Source organism: Herbaspirillum rhizosphaerae, from assembly GCF_001189965.1.
Classification (GTDB): domain Bacteria; phylum Pseudomonadota; class Gammaproteobacteria; order Burkholderiales; family Burkholderiaceae_D; genus Herbaspirillum; species Herbaspirillum rhizosphaerae.
Genome location: NZ_LFLU01000015.1, coordinates 1 through 14,538 on the forward strand (window position 1 = coordinate 1; position 14,538 = coordinate 14,538).

The following is a 14,538-nucleotide window of genomic DNA, read 5'->3' on the forward strand; positions in this document are numbered from 1 at the left end:
GTGTGTATCCCGCTAGAGCAGTTCTTTACTTTCTAAACGAATTAACGCAAGCCGATGTTGACGCCAATAGGCGTCCCACAAACGCTATGCATATAGTTGAGTTCACACCAGAAATGGTGCAAGCGGCTCTAGAAGCTTTTGATAATACGGCCTTAAGTATTATGGACTGCCAAGCAAATAACCAATGGCCGCTACCGACTACAGAGGTGCCGCAAGCAACTTGTGACATCTGTGATTTGAGGTGGCGATGCGCGAAGGTAGCAGGAAACTATAAACTTCGACTACCTATCGAAGCGGCATAACATCAACCGCGATAACCCATCCACAAATGGGATGTAGCTGGCGCACAACAAAAAGCCCTCGTCGAGGGCTTTTTTGCATTTTTTCTCTCCTTAAGATAAAGAAAACGGTATATGCGTTTGACGATAATTATCGAATCTGGATAATTATATAATTACACATTTACAGTTTTTGAAAATGCTATTAATTACGTCGTGCAGTTCTAAGAAATTAGTAACTACACCTTTGCAGTTGCATGCAGATTCCATTTACGCACGAACATTGGATGAGTATGCCCAGCAATGGGTGGCGAGAGTGCGCGCCGAGAAAAGCACTTTTCTGGCAAGTCAGATGTATGCAGGCCAAGGGATAAAGGCTGCTCAGGAAGCGGCAATGGTGCATGAAGCAGATTTGTTCATTGTTTCGGCAGGCCTATCCGTCGTTAGCCCAACAAAAAAAATTCCCAGCTACAACTTAACTGTGGGTAGCGAAGGTCCAAATCCTTTAGGTCAAACCATCGAAGACGCCACGCCTGTCGATTGGTGGCAAGCGCTAAACCGTGCGTTTAATCATCCAAGTCCATTAGCGCGACTTATTAGAAAATATGATTCCCGCGTTTTGATAGCCTTACCTGATACATATCTGAAAATGGTCGGAAAGGAATTATCCGGGGTAAGTGCCGTAGACAGAAAAAAGGTGAGAATCATCACATCCTCGAAAACTGTCTTAGACGCGAACTTAGCAGATATAGCCATCCGCTATGATCAGCGATTTAATAGAGTCCTAGATGCGCCGCATGGGGCAAACGCATCGTTTGTCCAACGCGCTTTACTGCATTTTTCTATATTACTTGCCGAAAATCCTCGTATCTCCGCTCTGGCGTCTCAGCAATCCTTAGTAGATCAAGTGCTCGAAAGATCTACGGCGACGAAATCCACTATTCGAAAGAAAATAACCGACGATGCACTGAGGGTCGTCATGAATTCTTTGATGAAGGAAAAAATAATTTCTAAAACCCGCTTATTAGAAAAGATCCGTCATAGCAAAAACCTTGCATGTGAACAAAATCGATTTAACCGCCTATACGATGAAATTCTACCAGTGAGAAAATAGTGGCACCCCCCAAAAAAAAATCGACGATGATGATCGTCAGCGCCCTGAAATTCAAACAAGGTGACACAGCCATATATTGTTTCGCGGTCCCCGGCAACTCTCTAACAAAGATTGCAGATTTAAGCCGAGTGAAGAGAAGCAATAAAGATCAACTGGAAGGTTTCCAGCGCAAGGAAATTCAGCAACACGTCAAACAAATCACTGATTATTTGGATAAAGGTCCGAGCCTGTTCCCCAACGCAATCATTCTTGCCCTCGCGCCTCAGGTGAGGTTTGTGAAGTCAAGAGGCCCGAAGGGAGAGGAAACTGTGCTGGGCATTGATAGTGGACGTCTACATCTACCTGCAAAAGAAGGCGCAGAAAAGGTGGCATGGATCGTCGATGGCCAGCAAAGATCACTAGCTCTTGCAAAATCGAACCACGGAGAACTTTTAGTCCCGGTAATTGCGTTTGAATCTGGCTCTCTGGATACACAAAGGCAGCAGTTTATTTTGGTGAACCGAGCCAAGCCGCTGTCACAGCGACTAGTGAACGAATTGCTTCCGGAGACAGACGACGCGTTTCTACCGCGGGACTTAGCGGTTAATAAAATACCGAGTGAGTTGTGTAATTTATTGCACAAAGATAGGAAATCGCCGTTTTTTGGGCGGGTCAATCGGACATCCGCAAAACTGGAGCGAGCGGATGCCATCAACGACTCAGCAATCATTCAAATGATTCGAGACCGAATCAATTTGCCGACAGGGGCACTGACCCATTTCAAGGGATTTAGCTCCAGTGGTGCTGATACAAATTCTATGCATAAAGTACTCGTCGCATATTGGTCAGCTGTCGCCGAGACCTTCCCTGAAGCATGGGATTTATCGCCCGAAAGAAGTCGGCTCACACACTCGGTCGGCATTCGTGCGATGGGAAGTCTAATGGATCGTATGTCTAGCCGTATTAGCCTTAAAGATAAGGATCTGAAGGCCGCATTTATTCGAGAGCTTAAATCTATATCCAGTTTGTGCGCTTGGACAACTGGCCATTGGCCTCTGATTAATGCCCCTTGGAATTCTATCGAAATGACATCGCGGGGATTGACCCAATTAAGCTCCGTGATCAATACCCTCTATATGCAGTCGGAGTTAAATTGAAGTTCATCTTTGCCGACGCAATCGATCAGGTAGATCCAGGCTACGATTTTGTTCGTGATCAACCCTCAAAGGGCCGTCGTCCTTACTGGGATGATATCTATCCGCATGAGATGTTCAAGAATGCACCGTATGACGGAGTTCTGATTTCTCGCGGAATTGTTGGCGACGCCCGTAGAGTTGGAACTTATAGCGCCGCACAGGCAATGCGGCTTCGTAGAGAAGGTGCGCGTGAATTCTTACGACTAAATACCCCCGCGCTAAAGAATATGCCTATCTTTGGGGATTGCGGAGCTTTTTCCTACGTGCAGGAGAAAGTCCCTCCATATTCCCCGGAAAACATGGCTGAATTCTATGCAGATGGACGCTTCAATTATGGCTGTTCAGTCGACCATATTATTTTTGGTTTCCGCCCAGAAGACAAAGAACTTGATGGCGCCATCGATGATGAATTGGAGCGCTTCGAAATTACCCAAGAAAACGCACGTGAATTTCTAAAAGTTACAAAGTCCATTCCCAATTTCACACCTCTGGGTGCGGTACAGGGATGGTCGCCTGACAGCATGGCAATCGCCGCTCGAAATCTAGAAAAAATGGGATATGACTATTTGGCGATTGGAGGCATGGTTCCGTTATCTGCCGATCAAATAAAATTAGCCCTCGCAGCAATACGCAACAGAATAAAACCGTCTACAAAATTGCATATTTTAGGCTTTGCTAAGGCCGAACAAATAGGAGAATTCACAGAATTCAACATCACAAGTTTCGACTCAACCTCTCCTCTGATAAGAGCGTTTAAAGATGCGAAGGCAAATTTTTATTCCAAGAGAAGTAGTGGCTCGAAGCTTGACTATTACACCGCTGTTCGCATCCCGCTTGCCACTGACAACACTTCTTTAAAGAACGCCGCCAAGGAGGGAAAAATCTCCCAAGATGAATTACTTTCGGCAGAGAAAAACGCCTTGTCGGCATTGCGATCGTTTGACGTTGGCAACCGGTCGTTCGAAGATACTGTTAGTAGTGTCATGGTCTATCAAAGGCTATTTCATCGAGTTAAAAGTAAGACAGACTCTGCGTATCAAAAAATTATTGCATCAACCGAGGAGCAGATTCGCAGGACATTGACGGATGCTCCTTGGAAGAAATGTAAATGTGAGGTCTGTAAGCAGATCGGCATAGAAGTCATTATTTTTAGATCCAATAATAGAAATAAACGCCGGGGATTTCATAATCTTCAAACTTATTACGAACACATACAGCGAGTCCTTCATGGCAAGTAAGAAAATTGTATTTGACGCTCTTATCGCAGAGCAAAGTCCTCACCATCAGGTTTTGATGATAAGAGCTACCGCTAGTCAAATCCATAAAATAGCTGCTATCCAGCGCCTTGGACGCGACACAGAAGGAAAATCTGTCGGATTTCAACGTGCACAGGTTTCTGGACACATCGCGGAAATCCGAGAGTATTTGGAAAAGACAGACGCCGTTCTGCCAAATGCTTTGGTTCTAGCTTTTGTATCGGGGGCCAAGGTAAAAAATATAAAAAACGGTGCCGCTCAGTTAGAGGTCGACCTGACGAATGAACGACCAGGCCTGGTAGTGGATGGTCAACAGCGGTTAAGTGCCCTCACTTTAACCGAGAGAGAGGATTTTCAAGTTTTTGCCGCCTGTTTGATTTGCCCGGACATCAATGAACTGCGACGACAATTTATTCTTATTAACAATACTAAGCCCCTATCAAAATCCTTAATATATGAATTATTGCCGAGCGTCCCAGGACTTCCAGATCGGCTGACACCGAGGTCCCTTGCCGCAAAGATCACAGAGAGTTTGAACTTCACCCCTGAGAGTTCGCTTTACGGTTTCATCAAGATGGAAACATACCCCACGGGCATATTGAAAGATACCGTTGTTCAGAAAGCTATTATGAATTCTGAATCAGCTGGTGCGATTCAAGTTCTTATGTATGAAAAGCATGGCCATGAAAAGGCCGCTGAATTGGTAAGTAATTTTTTTCATGCGGTGAGGCAAGTATTTTCCGGTGATTGGGAGGGCCATAAGCCGGCTACATCCAGACTTGTCCATGGAGTAGGAATTGTCGCGATGGGATATGTCATGGATGAGGTCTACTCGCGCACCAAATCAATATCAATAGCTTCCTTCAAAGCAGGCCTAACTCCTCTCATTGGACGGACTGCATGGACGAATGGACATTGGCATTTTTCTGATGAGGAAGTCGTTCCGTGGAATCGTTTAGAAAATACGCCTCGTCAATATCAATTATTGGCAGAACATCTGGTAGGCATAATCCGGCGAGAATCAAAATCTACTTCCAAGAGAAAGTCGGCATCGGTATGAACAAGAAAGCTTTGGTCTTATTTTCTGGAGGACAGGACTCTACGACTTGCTTAGCATGGGCCCTCTCGCGATATGACTATGTAGAAACAATAGGATTTGACTACGGCCAGCGACATAATATTGAATTGGAAGTTCGCCTAAAAACCATTCAAGAAATACGCGAAAAATTTCCTGAATGGGGATCGAAATTAGGAAATGATCACCTTATTGATTTATCTGTCCTCGGCGAGATCAGTGATACCGCGTTAACTTCAGACGCTGAAATAGCTATGACAGCGAGCGGCTTGCCAAATACCTTTGTTCCAGGTCGAAATTTGATGTTTTTGACTTTTGCCGGTGCCGTGGCATATCGACGCGGCCTACAAGTTTTAGTCGGCGGTATGTGCGAAACCGATTTTTCTGGCTATCCCGATTGCAGAGACGACACAATTAAAGCGACACAGGTATCGTTAAGCCTCGGAATGGCATACCGAATTACTATTGAAACACCTTTAATGTGGATCAATAAAATGCAGACCTGGGAACTTGCAAAATCATTAGGCGGCAAGCGTTTTATAGATCTGGTCATTGAAGATACTCATACTTGCTATGTCGGCGATCGAGCTCATCGACATGATTGGGGGTACGGCTGCAGCAATTGCCCCGCCTGCGATCTACGTAGGCGCGGCTATGAAAGTTGGCGCGCCAAGGACCGCTAGGCAAGTGGGAGAACAGAGCTAACTATCTTTGGGAAGATTGGAAATGAAATACGAATTATCTCAGTGCTTTTACTTCGAAGCTGCACATACGTTAAATCGTGCAATTGATGGTGACTCCAGCCGTCGAATTCATGGGCATACTTATCACGCGGAAGTCACGATTCGAGGGATTCCAGATCAACAGACTGGCATGATTGTGGACTTAGGGATGTTTCGAAACTCTTTAGCGGAAATCAAGGAACTCTTAGATCATCGCCTTTTGGACGAGATCAAAGATTTGGGTAACCCTACACTGGAAAATCTTTGCAACTTTATGGGTAAGATACTTATTAAAACACTGCCCGCAATATATAGAATATCTATTTCCCGAAAAGCGTCTGGAGATTCTTGCTCTTTGATTTTTGATTGAGGGGGAATGTGTCCGTCGCAGAGATGAAAAAAGAATTCTTTCCGATTGGTGTTACGTTCCAACCCGAGAATAGTTGGAGAAGATCCTCACGTTGTACTATGTACGGAACAATGCCCGTCTATTTTTCTTGCTCAGAGGGTATGCCTGCTAAATTGCGAATGCTACATTTAGGAAAATAAGGGGCCTCGCGCAACAATCTTGTGAGTAGGATACCCGACCGCCTTCAACAATAACAACGATCGTCGAGCCGTCATATGCTTTGGTTACCTGTCACGCCCGGAGAACAGTTATTTTTATATTTGTTTGAACGCCTCGGGCACAAATTGAGTTTTCAGTGGACGACCGAAGCGGGTATAGACTCGATGGATTTTCTATTTAATCCAGTGCGCTTCCAAGAATTCACTCAACTGTCTGTTTCACTCGAAGTTTTTCTGCGAGCTATACGATCCGCTCGCGCAATTTACGCGCAGGCTCCAAATACAAATCCGTCTGATTTCGCTCGCACAATTAGACGCGACTTAGATCTTCCGAGCACTTTTACGAACGACAAGAATTTTGGGGAAATTGCAAAGCGGGCGGGCCGTGTCGCCCATGAGGTTGCCAGGGATACCGGTTTAGAAAAAAGTGTTTTAAGAGCCGAGCGAAAACAATGCTATCTGTGTGGAGAGAAATTAGATCAAGCCCACAATCCGAGATCTAAATCAAGCATCGAGCATATATGGCCCCTAAGTCTAGGAGGCGAAACGGTCGAATCAAATTTGATCCCTGCCTGCAAAGATTGCAATGATAAACGCCAGCATATGGTGACGTGGGCTTGGGGACCAGTCCAATCCACTTTTGAGGAATTGACGACGTCGGATACAAACCCTAATGGAGCCGTTCGTCTTTCGCTCGGGCTCGGGAAAATCATGCTTAAGGCGCAAGGAATTGAAGGAAAACCCAATACAAAGACCACGTTGAAAGAAGCTGCTCAACACGTCTGGCCGGCAATACCTGGATTGAAATTAAAAACTAAACATTCCTATATTTATTTTGAGTATTTTCAAGAAATGGAAAACACATTATGAACAAAAAATTGGAGGCTGGTACGTTTGAATATTTCGCGCTGAATTATTCGCAGCGCAAAGATCCTAAAGCGCCGCCATTTATTTTATTTCATGCGCCTGCAAAAGATATTTTGCAGTGGGCAGATGTTGATCGTCTTGCTCCGGGAAACCCAACTGGAGCACAACGTCCCCTGCGAGATTTGAAGGTGAATAGAATCGCGGGCTATCTCAAAGCAGAGCAGCAGAATACGATACCCACCTCTGTAATTATCGCTCTGGATACAGCTTCAATTCAGTTTATTCCAGCAGCTACTGCGAAAGGAGTTGCTTCGGCACATGGGCGCGTAATTGTCAGTGTTAGTAAGACGAAAAAAAAGAAACCGGGCTTAATAATTGATGGACAACACCGTGTTCACGGCGCGTTTCAATTTGATCCAGATCTACACATCAATATTGTAGGAATCATCGGTGGCGATGATTTAGAAAGAGCGTTTCAGTTCGTCGTTATAAACAACTCGGGTACTAAAGTCTCGAGAGATCACGTAAACGCCTTAAATCTGAATTTTGATCCTGATCAGCTTAACAACCGCTTGCTGAAAAGCGCACGTCTAGGTCTAAAAGAGGATCTATTTCAGGATCTTCAAATCGCAGATACCAGCGAAACTAGTCCGTTTAAGGAGTCGATTAAATGGGCTCGAAATGCCGCTGGATTTATTCCTCCCAATGCAATCGAGAGCGGACTAGCGGAAACGCGGGATAGGGCAAGTCTTCTGGGTATTGAAGGGCTGGAACTAGACGTTTTTCTTGCGCTTTGGGGGGTCATCCAGGTGCTGTTACCAAAACAGTGGAATGAAACGTCGCATTTGTTAGAAAAAGTCTCTATCTACGCAGTTACAGTATTTGTATTAGAGAGCGTTCTGGCATCCCAAATGTTAGACGTAAATGCTATGGACTTAACAAACAAAAAGGATATGACGGATTGTGTCACCAAGGCAATTCGCAGAATACCGGAAGAATTTTGGTCCACAGAATGGAAAGTTACAGAACTTGATACTAGAACTGGCAGAGAATTGCTAATCGACAATTTAAAACGCATCGCCTCTAATACTCGAATTGGCCGAACATGGTATGAGGGTGTATCTATGTTAAACCCTGCATCTATCAAGCCAAGCTCCCTGCCAAAGAGAGTTGCCAGAACGGCGCCCCCCAAGAAACCTGCAGTTAAGACCACAACAAAATCTGTAGCTGTGCGCAAGACAAGAACTCGAACAGCGAAATGATTTCAATGGCGATCTTTTAATTAACTGACTACGTCTCTTAATTCCTTAAACAGAAAAGAAATTGTCCGCACATTTTTAGAGATGATGGAATTTGAAAATAAGGTAAGACCAGCGATGAGCTTTTCTAGCTGGTCGATAGTTTCAATATTCTTTAATTTTTCTCCTAACGCTGATAAAAAATTTAGCAATTCATCGTGTTCGAAATGCCAATCAGAAATTACGAATCTTTTTGAATCAAAAAACAAAATGTGTGCACGCGCATTTAAGGCGTATTCTTCAGTCAACAAGGCGTAAACCAACGGATTGTTACTGACTGAAAGGCGTCGAAGGGTAGTGTGGATTTCGTGCGCCAACGCAGTTATGCGTTGCGCTAGTTCTTGCACATTTCCCTCAGTCGAAAGGGCGAAATTCTTGTGTTCAGCGATCATTGTTTTCCAGCTTTGTTTCAGAGTCTTAATTCATAAGGCCGTCACAGATGCGAACGTCGGGCTTCTTGAGTTTTAGATTGTTATATTAGGATTGGATAATGCCATATCTTGCAAGCAGACTGTGACAAAGTTCCTAATGCAGCGTTTATCTTATCTCGCTATCGACTAAGCACGATTGGCCGTCACCTGATATGAATCGAAATCGCGACGATGATTCTCTTTCTTGACTTCGACGGCGTCCTACACCCTGTCAGCAGGGAAGCAGGTACTTTCGCTCATCTAATACACTTCGAATGTGTCATCCGCGATTTCCCCGGAGTCGACATCGTAATCTCCAGTGCTTGGCGCGAAAATCATAGCCTTGAGGAACTACAAGCATTTTTTACATCTGACCTCCGTCAACGCATTATTGATGTAACTCCTGTGCTATCTCACTTATCTCATCAATATCTACGTCAAGCAGAGATCATGCTCTGGTTACGCGAAGCTGGTCGCGAATATGAGGGATGGATTGCAATCGATGACAGCGATTGGTTGTTTGCTCCAGCATGCCGAAATCTGATACTGGTTGATACGGATATTGGCTTTGACTCAATAGCAGAAAAAAATCTTCGTGCAAAGCTTTCTGGGTACTAATTATTTTCAAGTAGCAGCAGAATCCTCGTACTAATTGCTTCGCTCTTAGCCTCGCGATCCCTTGAGATGAAATCAGCGGTAGCACGTTGCAACATATCTGGCAAACTTGATTCGTGCTCTTCATCCATGAGATAGAGCTTCGAATAAGGGGGATCTGCTTCGGTGACAATGATAGTGATGTTTGTGCTGTTATTGATCGCTGAAAGCGCGGCAACTCTTCTTTCTCGTAGCTGATGTTCTCCTACCGCAAAGAACAGATCCAAATCGATTTCGCCTTCATCATCGGACGATACCGTAATAGGAATAGTCCACCCATCCTCGCTACTTTCCGTCAACAACTCAAGTTTCCATTCCTTTAGGGCTTTGAGATCGTCAACGATATCTTTAAGAAAATCTGGAACTGGAAATTTTGATTCGTCTTTTGTTTTTATCTGCAAATCAACGGAGCGTACGCGTCGATCTGATCCGACGTCTCCGACAGCGGCGTTCGTTTCACTTGTAGATCCGGCGACAAGTATTGCCCCACTGCGCGGTGCCGCCAAGATCTTGTTCTTCCAAATTGTCTTTGTCGTTAAATCGGTGAACCGCTGTGCAGCCCATACGGGACGTGCCTGTCGAGTTAGTTTTCCGGAGGCATCCTCTTCTACCAACTGCCGATCTGATGATCGTCGCGCCGGCTTAACTAGGCGAGGTTTGGATGCATCAATGGGTGAAGTAGTGTCAGCTGACGCGACGCGCCGATCTTTGACGTCGTAGCGCAAAGAACGAAATGGGAATGGATGCGAGCATGAGCGAAGACTGTAGACAAGGAACGTAGCGCGTGGCTGCCCAGAGAATGACAACCACTTCCCGGATGCTGTTAGTGTTGTCACACCTTCAAATGGGAAATGCGCTTGTGGATGAATTTCTTGATTTGATACCGATGCTTTGAGAAGCGATGTACCCACGTTAACTGCCGACCGCCAGGCCGTGGAATCCATATGCATACGGCCAATGTCAGCAGCTGAAGCACCTGAAATACCTTCGGCTAGCGCCATAGATAGTTGGCCGTTGATTTTGCTGTGATGGGCTTTGCTATATAAAGCGTCTCGGTTGAGCGGAGGTAGAAACAGCTTTGTCAGCAAATTGCTGGAAGACCCGAAATAGAAACGAATCAACTCAATGCAAGGAATAATCATTCGACGTTCGCTAGGCAAGTCGATCATCAAACAATAGGATTGCGTGGCCTGCATGTGCCAAGGATGTTCTCCTCGAGGCAGCAAGAAGCCATTCTCTTCCAAATTGAGCCCAGCCTTAATCAGACTGACGGTTTCTGAGCCTATATCTAAATTGGAAAAGCTTTCGAATTCGTAATCGGGCGTGGTCTCCAATAGACCATCACGCCAAATATCGCCGATACGAAGTAACGGCAAGGTTCCAACTGAAACCCATACTTTGCGTTGCTTGGTGACGAATGTAGATTCCGGATTGAGAAGAGCCGAATGGTCCTCGCGATAGCGCTCATCGATCACACGTGATAGATGAAGGAGAACGGATGGCTGTTTGCGTCGAATCATACGGTTTGGAAAGGCGATCTCACCAAACCAGTCGATGCGCCAGGCATGCCCGTCGGTGGGCAAGGCGCCGATCGTCAATGCATTTGCTTCTGCCATCCGTTATTCAGCTCCCCAGCTGAAAATGACGAATACATTGTCACTTTATTATTTAAATCTCACCCACTTATAGAAAATCTCAACTTCTTCTAGATATTCTCATTAACTTATATCATTCACACTCAACCAACCAGCCCATGCGCCTGCTGATCCGCGTGATAGCTCGAACGCACCATCGCGCCGACGGCCGCGTGCACGAAGCCCATCTTGTAGGCTTCTTCTTCGTACATCTTGAAGGTGTCGGGATGCACGTAGCGGCGCACCGGCAAGTGGTCGCCGCTTGGCATCAGGTATTGGCCGATGGTGAGCATGTCGACGTTGTGGGCGCGCATGTCGCGCATGACTTGCAGGACTTCTTCGTCGGTCTCGCCGAGGCCGACCATGATGCCGGACTTGGTCGGGGTGTTCGGATGCAGGTCCTTGAAGCGCTTCAGCAGGTTCAGCGAGTATTCGTAGTCGGAACCGGGACGCGCTTCCTTGTACAGGCGCGGCGCGGTTTCGAGGTTGTGGTTCATCACGTCCGGCGGCGCCATCTTGAGGATTTCCAGCGCGCGGTCCATGCGGCCGCGGAAGTCCGGGGTCAGGATTTCGATGCGGGTCTCGGGCGACAGTTCACGCACGCGCTGGATGCAGGCGGCGAAGTGGCCGGCGCCGCCGTCGCGCAGGTCGTCGCGGTCGACGCTGGTGATGACAACATAGCTCAGCTTGAGCTGGGCGATGGTCTTGGCGAGGTTTTCCGGTTCATTCGGATCGAGCGGATCGGGACGGCCGTGGCCGACGTCGCAGAACGGGCAGCGGCGGGTGCACTTGTCGCCCATGATCATGAAGGTCGCGGTGCCCTTGCCGAAGCATTCGCCGATGTTGGGGCAGGACGCTTCTTCGCACACCGTCACCAGGTTGTTGGCGCGCAGGATGTCCTTGATTTCGTAGAAGCGGGTGGTCGGCGAGCCGGCCTTGACGCGAATCCAGTCGGGCTTCTTGAGCTTTTCCGCCGGCATGATCTTGATCGGGATCCAGGCCGTCTTGCCGGCGCCCTTTTGCTTGTCGGTGGGATTGCGCAGCGAAGACTCGGCTGTTGTGATGTCGGTAGTCATAAGAGTGATTTCTGAAGCCATCTCAGGCGGATGGCGAAAAAGCAAAATGCTCAACGAGTTTGTCGGCGAGCAGCGTTTGCACGTCGCTCAGCGGGGCGGCGACGTCCAGCGTCTGCATGTCGACGGTGGCGAGGCCTTCGTAGCCGCAAGGGTTGATCCAGGAAAACGGCGCCAGATCCATCGCCACATTGAGCGACACGCCGTGATAGGTGCAACCGTTGCTGCGGATTTTCAATCCCAGCGCAGCAATCTTGGCGCCCTGCCACGGCCCTGAACTGACATAGATGCCGGGCGCGCCCTGCTTGCGCTCACCAGCGAGATTATACGCCGCCAGCGTGTCGATCACCGCCTGCTCGATCTTTTGCACGAATTCGCGGGCGAACAGGCGCGCGCCGGGATGGTTGCGACGCAGATCCATGAGCAGGTAGATCACCACCTGGCCGGGGCCGTGGAAGGTGACTTCGCCGCCGCGGTCGGTCTGGATCACGGGAATGGCGTGCGGGTTGAGCACGTGGGCCATGTCGGCGCCCAGCCCGAGGGTGAATACCGGCGGGTGTTCGACGATCCAGAGCTGGTCGGGGGAGTCGGCGGTGCGGCTGTCGGTGTAGGCGCGCATGGCGTTGAAGCTGGTTTCGTAAGCCTCGACGCCACGGTGGATGATCTGTGGAGCGGTTCGCATGACGGCAAGTGTAACGAAAATCCCGGATCGCCGCCCGCGCCGCATGGATTGTCCATGCGGCAATTTTTCGTTGAAAGCCTTACTGGCTGCAGCTTCCCGGGGCTTCGACGGCTTTTGTCGCGGTCCGGCCGGCGTGATTGCGGCCGCGGCTGTGGATCCGGCGCGCCAACGCTTCGAACACCCTCGCCAGGCGTACCAGCCAATGGCGGCGGCACAGGCCGATGTGCAGCTTGCTGGCGGTATTGACCGATTCGATCACCACCAGGCCATGACCCGGGATATCCAGGCTTTGTCCGCCGGAAAGCCAGTAATCAGTGCGGCCGCCTTCGATGGTCACCCACACGCGGCCGCTGCCGACCTGCAGGCAGACCGGGCGCGTGACCTGCAGCGAGGTCACGTCGCCGGCTTGCAGCCGGATTTGCCTTCTAGTGAAAATATTTTGCATGACATCACCTCTTTGGATTACCGTTTCCGGGGCAACTGGCCGATCCGCTCGCGGCATCCTGCTGCCACTTTGCGAATCAGGTTGCCTGATCGATGGAGGTATTCTAGACAGCGCCACGGGCAAACCAAAACGATATATATTCTCAGTTCTTGCTAATTTTTCTGACAAAGAAACACGTCCATGGCCGATTTCCGCAAACTGCCCAACCTCGCTGCCCTGCGCGCTTTTGAAGCGGCGGCGCGGCATGAGAGTTTTTCGCGCGCAGCGGAAGAGATCCATGTCACGCCGGGTGCGATCAGCCACCAGATCCGCGCGCTGGAAGAAGAACTGGGATTGCCCTTGTTCACCCGCAACGGCAAACGCATCGCCATCACCGACAGCGGCCAGCGCTTCGCCGCCGCGGTCCGCAAGTCGCTGGGCGAGATCGTCGCGGCCGCCGAGACGCTGCAGGAACAGAACCGGCAGCAGCGGCTGGTGGTGTCGTCGCCGCCCTCCTTCGCCTCGCGCTGGCTGGCGCCGCGGCTGTGGAAATTCGTCGACCGCCATCCCGGCATCGAAGTGGTGTTGCAATCGAGCAGCCATCTCAACGATCTGGCGCGCGACGGCATCGACGTCGGCCTGCGCTTCGGCCTCGGTGTTTATCCGGGCCTGACATCGGAAAAACTCCTCGAGGAGTTTTATTACCCGGTTGCCAGCCCGCACTATCGCCAGGGACGCTTGCCGTCATCGACGCAGCAGTTGCGCGACTGCACGCTGCTGCGCATGGACGGCCTGCAGGAATCGTGGCTGCCGTGGTTTGCGCTGGCCGGGCTGGATTTGCCGGATCCGGCCGGCGGGCTGGTGACCGAGGATTCGTCGCTGACCTTGCGCGCGGCTGCCGACGGCGCCGGTGTTGCATTGACGCGTCACGCCATTGCCTCGCAGGAAATTGCCGCCGGAGAACTGGTGCGCCTGTTCGACATCGCGCTGCTGAGCGAGCGCGCCTACTATTTCGTCACCGTGCCGGATGCGGCGGTGAAGCCCCAGGTGCGGCAATTCCGCGAGTGGCTGGACGAGGAAGTCGCACTCTTCAAAGCGCACAGCCGCTGGCCCGGCTGATTTTGGCGGGCGGTGCTTGCGCGCTCGTCCGCGCAAACCCGCAAATGCTGCGGGAAAACCTCTCTGTTCACCTGCTTGCCTGTCTGCGAAATACTCTATCGTATGTACATAGAGCGGCAACCATGATTGCCGACGAGCATCCGCGTTTGTCTGCCGACGATGTCGCACGGATTACCGCCACTGCGACAGG

Annotated in this window: 16 protein-coding genes; 11 read left to right on the forward strand and 5 right to left on the reverse strand. The window is 49.2% G+C overall.

The window, feature by feature from the left end:
• The 9 genes from AKL25_RS24555 to AKL25_RS18045 form a co-directional block, all read left to right on the forward strand.
• Positions 1 to 302: hypothetical protein (locus AKL25_RS24555; protein ID WP_205627273.1), on the forward strand; the 302-nt coding region annotated here is incomplete at its 5' end.
• A gap of 259 nt (positions 303 to 561) precedes the next feature.
• Positions 562 to 1,392 (forward strand): hypothetical protein, encoded by an 831-nt coding sequence (locus tag AKL25_RS24295; protein WP_167541907.1) that lies wholly within the window; start codon positions 562 to 564, stop codon positions 1,390 to 1,392.
• Between the two features lie 26 nt (positions 1,393 to 1,418).
• A complete protein-coding gene (gene dbpB / locus AKL25_RS18035; protein WP_050479097.1) occupies positions 1,419 to 2,528 on the forward strand; it encodes a DGQHR domain-containing protein DpdB in 1,110 nt (369 codons plus the stop codon).
• Entirely contained in the window at positions 2,525 to 3,805 is a 1,281-nt protein-coding gene (gene dpdA, locus AKL25_RS18040) for a tRNA-guanine transglycosylase DpdA (protein ID WP_050479098.1), read from the forward strand. The genes dbpB (AKL25_RS18035) and dpdA overlap by 4 nt, the downstream gene beginning before the upstream one ends.
• A complete protein-coding gene (gene dbpB, locus AKL25_RS23835) occupies positions 3,795 to 4,883 on the forward strand; it encodes a DGQHR domain-containing protein DpdB (RefSeq protein WP_083444769.1) in 1,089 nt (362 codons plus the stop codon). The genes dpdA and dbpB (AKL25_RS23835) overlap by 11 nt, the downstream gene beginning before the upstream one ends.
• Entirely contained in the window at positions 4,880 to 5,581 is a 702-nt protein-coding gene (queC, locus tag AKL25_RS23840; protein ID WP_083444770.1) for a 7-cyano-7-deazaguanine synthase QueC, read from the forward strand. Before dbpB (AKL25_RS23835) ends, queC begins: the two co-directional genes overlap by 4 nt.
• Positions 5,582 to 5,624: 43 nt before the next feature.
• Positions 5,625 to 5,990, forward strand: coding sequence for a 6-pyruvoyl trahydropterin synthase family protein (locus AKL25_RS23845; protein ID WP_083444779.1), 366 nt, complete (start codon positions 5,625 to 5,627; stop codon positions 5,988 to 5,990).
• A gap of 254 nt (positions 5,991 to 6,244) precedes the next feature.
• On the forward strand, positions 6,245 to 7,057 hold the full coding sequence (locus AKL25_RS23850; protein ID WP_083444771.1) for an HNH endonuclease: 813 nt from the start codon (positions 6,245 to 6,247) through the stop codon (positions 7,055 to 7,057).
• Entirely contained in the window at positions 7,054 to 8,316 is a 1,263-nt protein-coding gene (locus AKL25_RS18045) for a DGQHR domain-containing protein (protein ID WP_050479099.1), read from the forward strand. The genes AKL25_RS23850 and AKL25_RS18045 overlap by 4 nt, the downstream gene beginning before the upstream one ends.
• A gap of 20 nt (positions 8,317 to 8,336) precedes the next feature.
• Here the strand turns inward: AKL25_RS18045 and AKL25_RS18050 are convergent, their stop codons facing one another.
• A complete protein-coding gene (locus tag AKL25_RS18050; RefSeq protein ID WP_050479100.1) occupies positions 8,337 to 8,744 on the reverse strand; it encodes a hypothetical protein in 408 nt (135 codons plus the stop codon).
• Between the two features lie 210 nt (positions 8,745 to 8,954).
• On the opposite strand from AKL25_RS18050, the gene AKL25_RS18055 reads away from it, so the two are divergent.
• Complete coding sequence (locus AKL25_RS18055; RefSeq protein WP_050479101.1) at positions 8,955 to 9,380, forward strand: HAD domain-containing protein; 426 nt, start codon at positions 8,955 to 8,957, stop codon at positions 9,378 to 9,380.
• On the opposite strand, the gene AKL25_RS24300 is transcribed toward AKL25_RS18055, so the two are convergent.
• The 4 genes from AKL25_RS24300 to AKL25_RS18075 form a co-directional block, all read right to left on the reverse strand.
• Positions 9,377 to 11,032 (reverse strand): hypothetical protein, encoded by a 1,656-nt coding sequence (locus AKL25_RS24300; protein WP_157050692.1) that lies wholly within the window; start codon positions 11,030 to 11,032, stop codon positions 9,377 to 9,379. The two genes, AKL25_RS18055 and AKL25_RS24300, sit on opposite strands and share 4 nt — an antisense overlap.
• A 122-nt stretch (positions 11,033 to 11,154) precedes the next feature.
• A complete protein-coding gene (gene lipA / locus AKL25_RS18065) occupies positions 11,155 to 12,126 on the reverse strand; it encodes a lipoyl synthase (protein WP_157050693.1) in 972 nt (323 codons plus the stop codon).
• A gap of 22 nt (positions 12,127 to 12,148) precedes the next feature.
• Positions 12,149 to 12,805 (reverse strand): lipoyl(octanoyl) transferase LipB, encoded by a 657-nt coding sequence (gene lipB, locus AKL25_RS18070; protein WP_050479104.1) that lies wholly within the window; start codon positions 12,803 to 12,805, stop codon positions 12,149 to 12,151.
• Between the two features lie 79 nt (positions 12,806 to 12,884).
• Positions 12,885 to 13,250: a DUF2917 domain-containing protein gene (locus tag AKL25_RS18075; RefSeq protein ID WP_050479105.1), complete on the reverse strand. Its 366-nt coding sequence runs from the start codon at positions 13,248 to 13,250 to the stop codon at positions 12,885 to 12,887.
• 180 nt (positions 13,251 to 13,430) lie between these two features.
• Here AKL25_RS18075 and gcvA point away from each other — a divergent pair, with 180 nt between their 5' ends.
• On the forward strand, positions 13,431 to 14,348 hold the full coding sequence (gene gcvA / locus AKL25_RS18080; RefSeq protein WP_050479106.1) for a transcriptional regulator GcvA: 918 nt from the start codon (positions 13,431 to 13,433) through the stop codon (positions 14,346 to 14,348).
• Positions 14,349 to 14,538: the final 190 nt, after the last annotated feature.

Bases quoted from the DNA above. Each gene is read 5' to 3' on its own strand.
- dbpB (WP_050479097.1), top strand. From the start codon at position 1,419: ATGATGATCGTCAGCGCCCTGAAATTCAAACAAGGTGACACAGCCATA.
- dbpB (WP_083444769.1), top strand. From the start codon at position 3,795: ATGGCAAGTAAGAAAATTGTATTTGACGCTCTTATCGCAGAGCAAAGT.
- queC (WP_083444770.1), top strand. From the start codon at position 4,880: ATGAACAAGAAAGCTTTGGTCTTATTTTCTGGAGGACAGGACTCTACG.
- AKL25_RS23845 (WP_083444779.1), top strand. From the start codon at position 5,625: ATGAAATACGAATTATCTCAGTGCTTTTACTTCGAAGCTGCACATACG.
- AKL25_RS23850 (WP_083444771.1), top strand. From the start codon at position 6,245: ATGCTTTGGTTACCTGTCACGCCCGGAGAACAGTTATTTTTATATTTG.
- AKL25_RS18045 (WP_050479099.1), top strand. From the start codon at position 7,054: ATGAACAAAAAATTGGAGGCTGGTACGTTTGAATATTTCGCGCTGAAT.
- AKL25_RS18050 (WP_050479100.1), bottom strand. From the start codon at position 8,744: ATGATCGCTGAACACAAGAATTTCGCCCTTTCGACTGAGGGAAATGTG.
- AKL25_RS18055 (WP_050479101.1), top strand. From the start codon at position 8,955: ATGATTCTCTTTCTTGACTTCGACGGCGTCCTACACCCTGTCAGCAGG.
- AKL25_RS24300 (WP_157050692.1), bottom strand. From the start codon at position 11,032: ATGGCAGAAGCAAATGCATTGACGATCGGCGCCTTGCCCACCGACGGG.
- lipA (WP_157050693.1), bottom strand. From the start codon at position 12,126: ATGACTACCGACATCACAACAGCCGAGTCTTCGCTGCGCAATCCCACC.
- lipB (WP_050479104.1), bottom strand. From the start codon at position 12,805: ATGCGAACCGCTCCACAGATCATCCACCGTGGCGTCGAGGCTTACGAA.
- AKL25_RS18075 (WP_050479105.1), bottom strand. From the start codon at position 13,250: ATGCAAAATATTTTCACTAGAAGGCAAATCCGGCTGCAAGCCGGCGAC.
- gcvA (WP_050479106.1), top strand. From the start codon at position 13,431: ATGGCCGATTTCCGCAAACTGCCCAACCTCGCTGCCCTGCGCGCTTTT.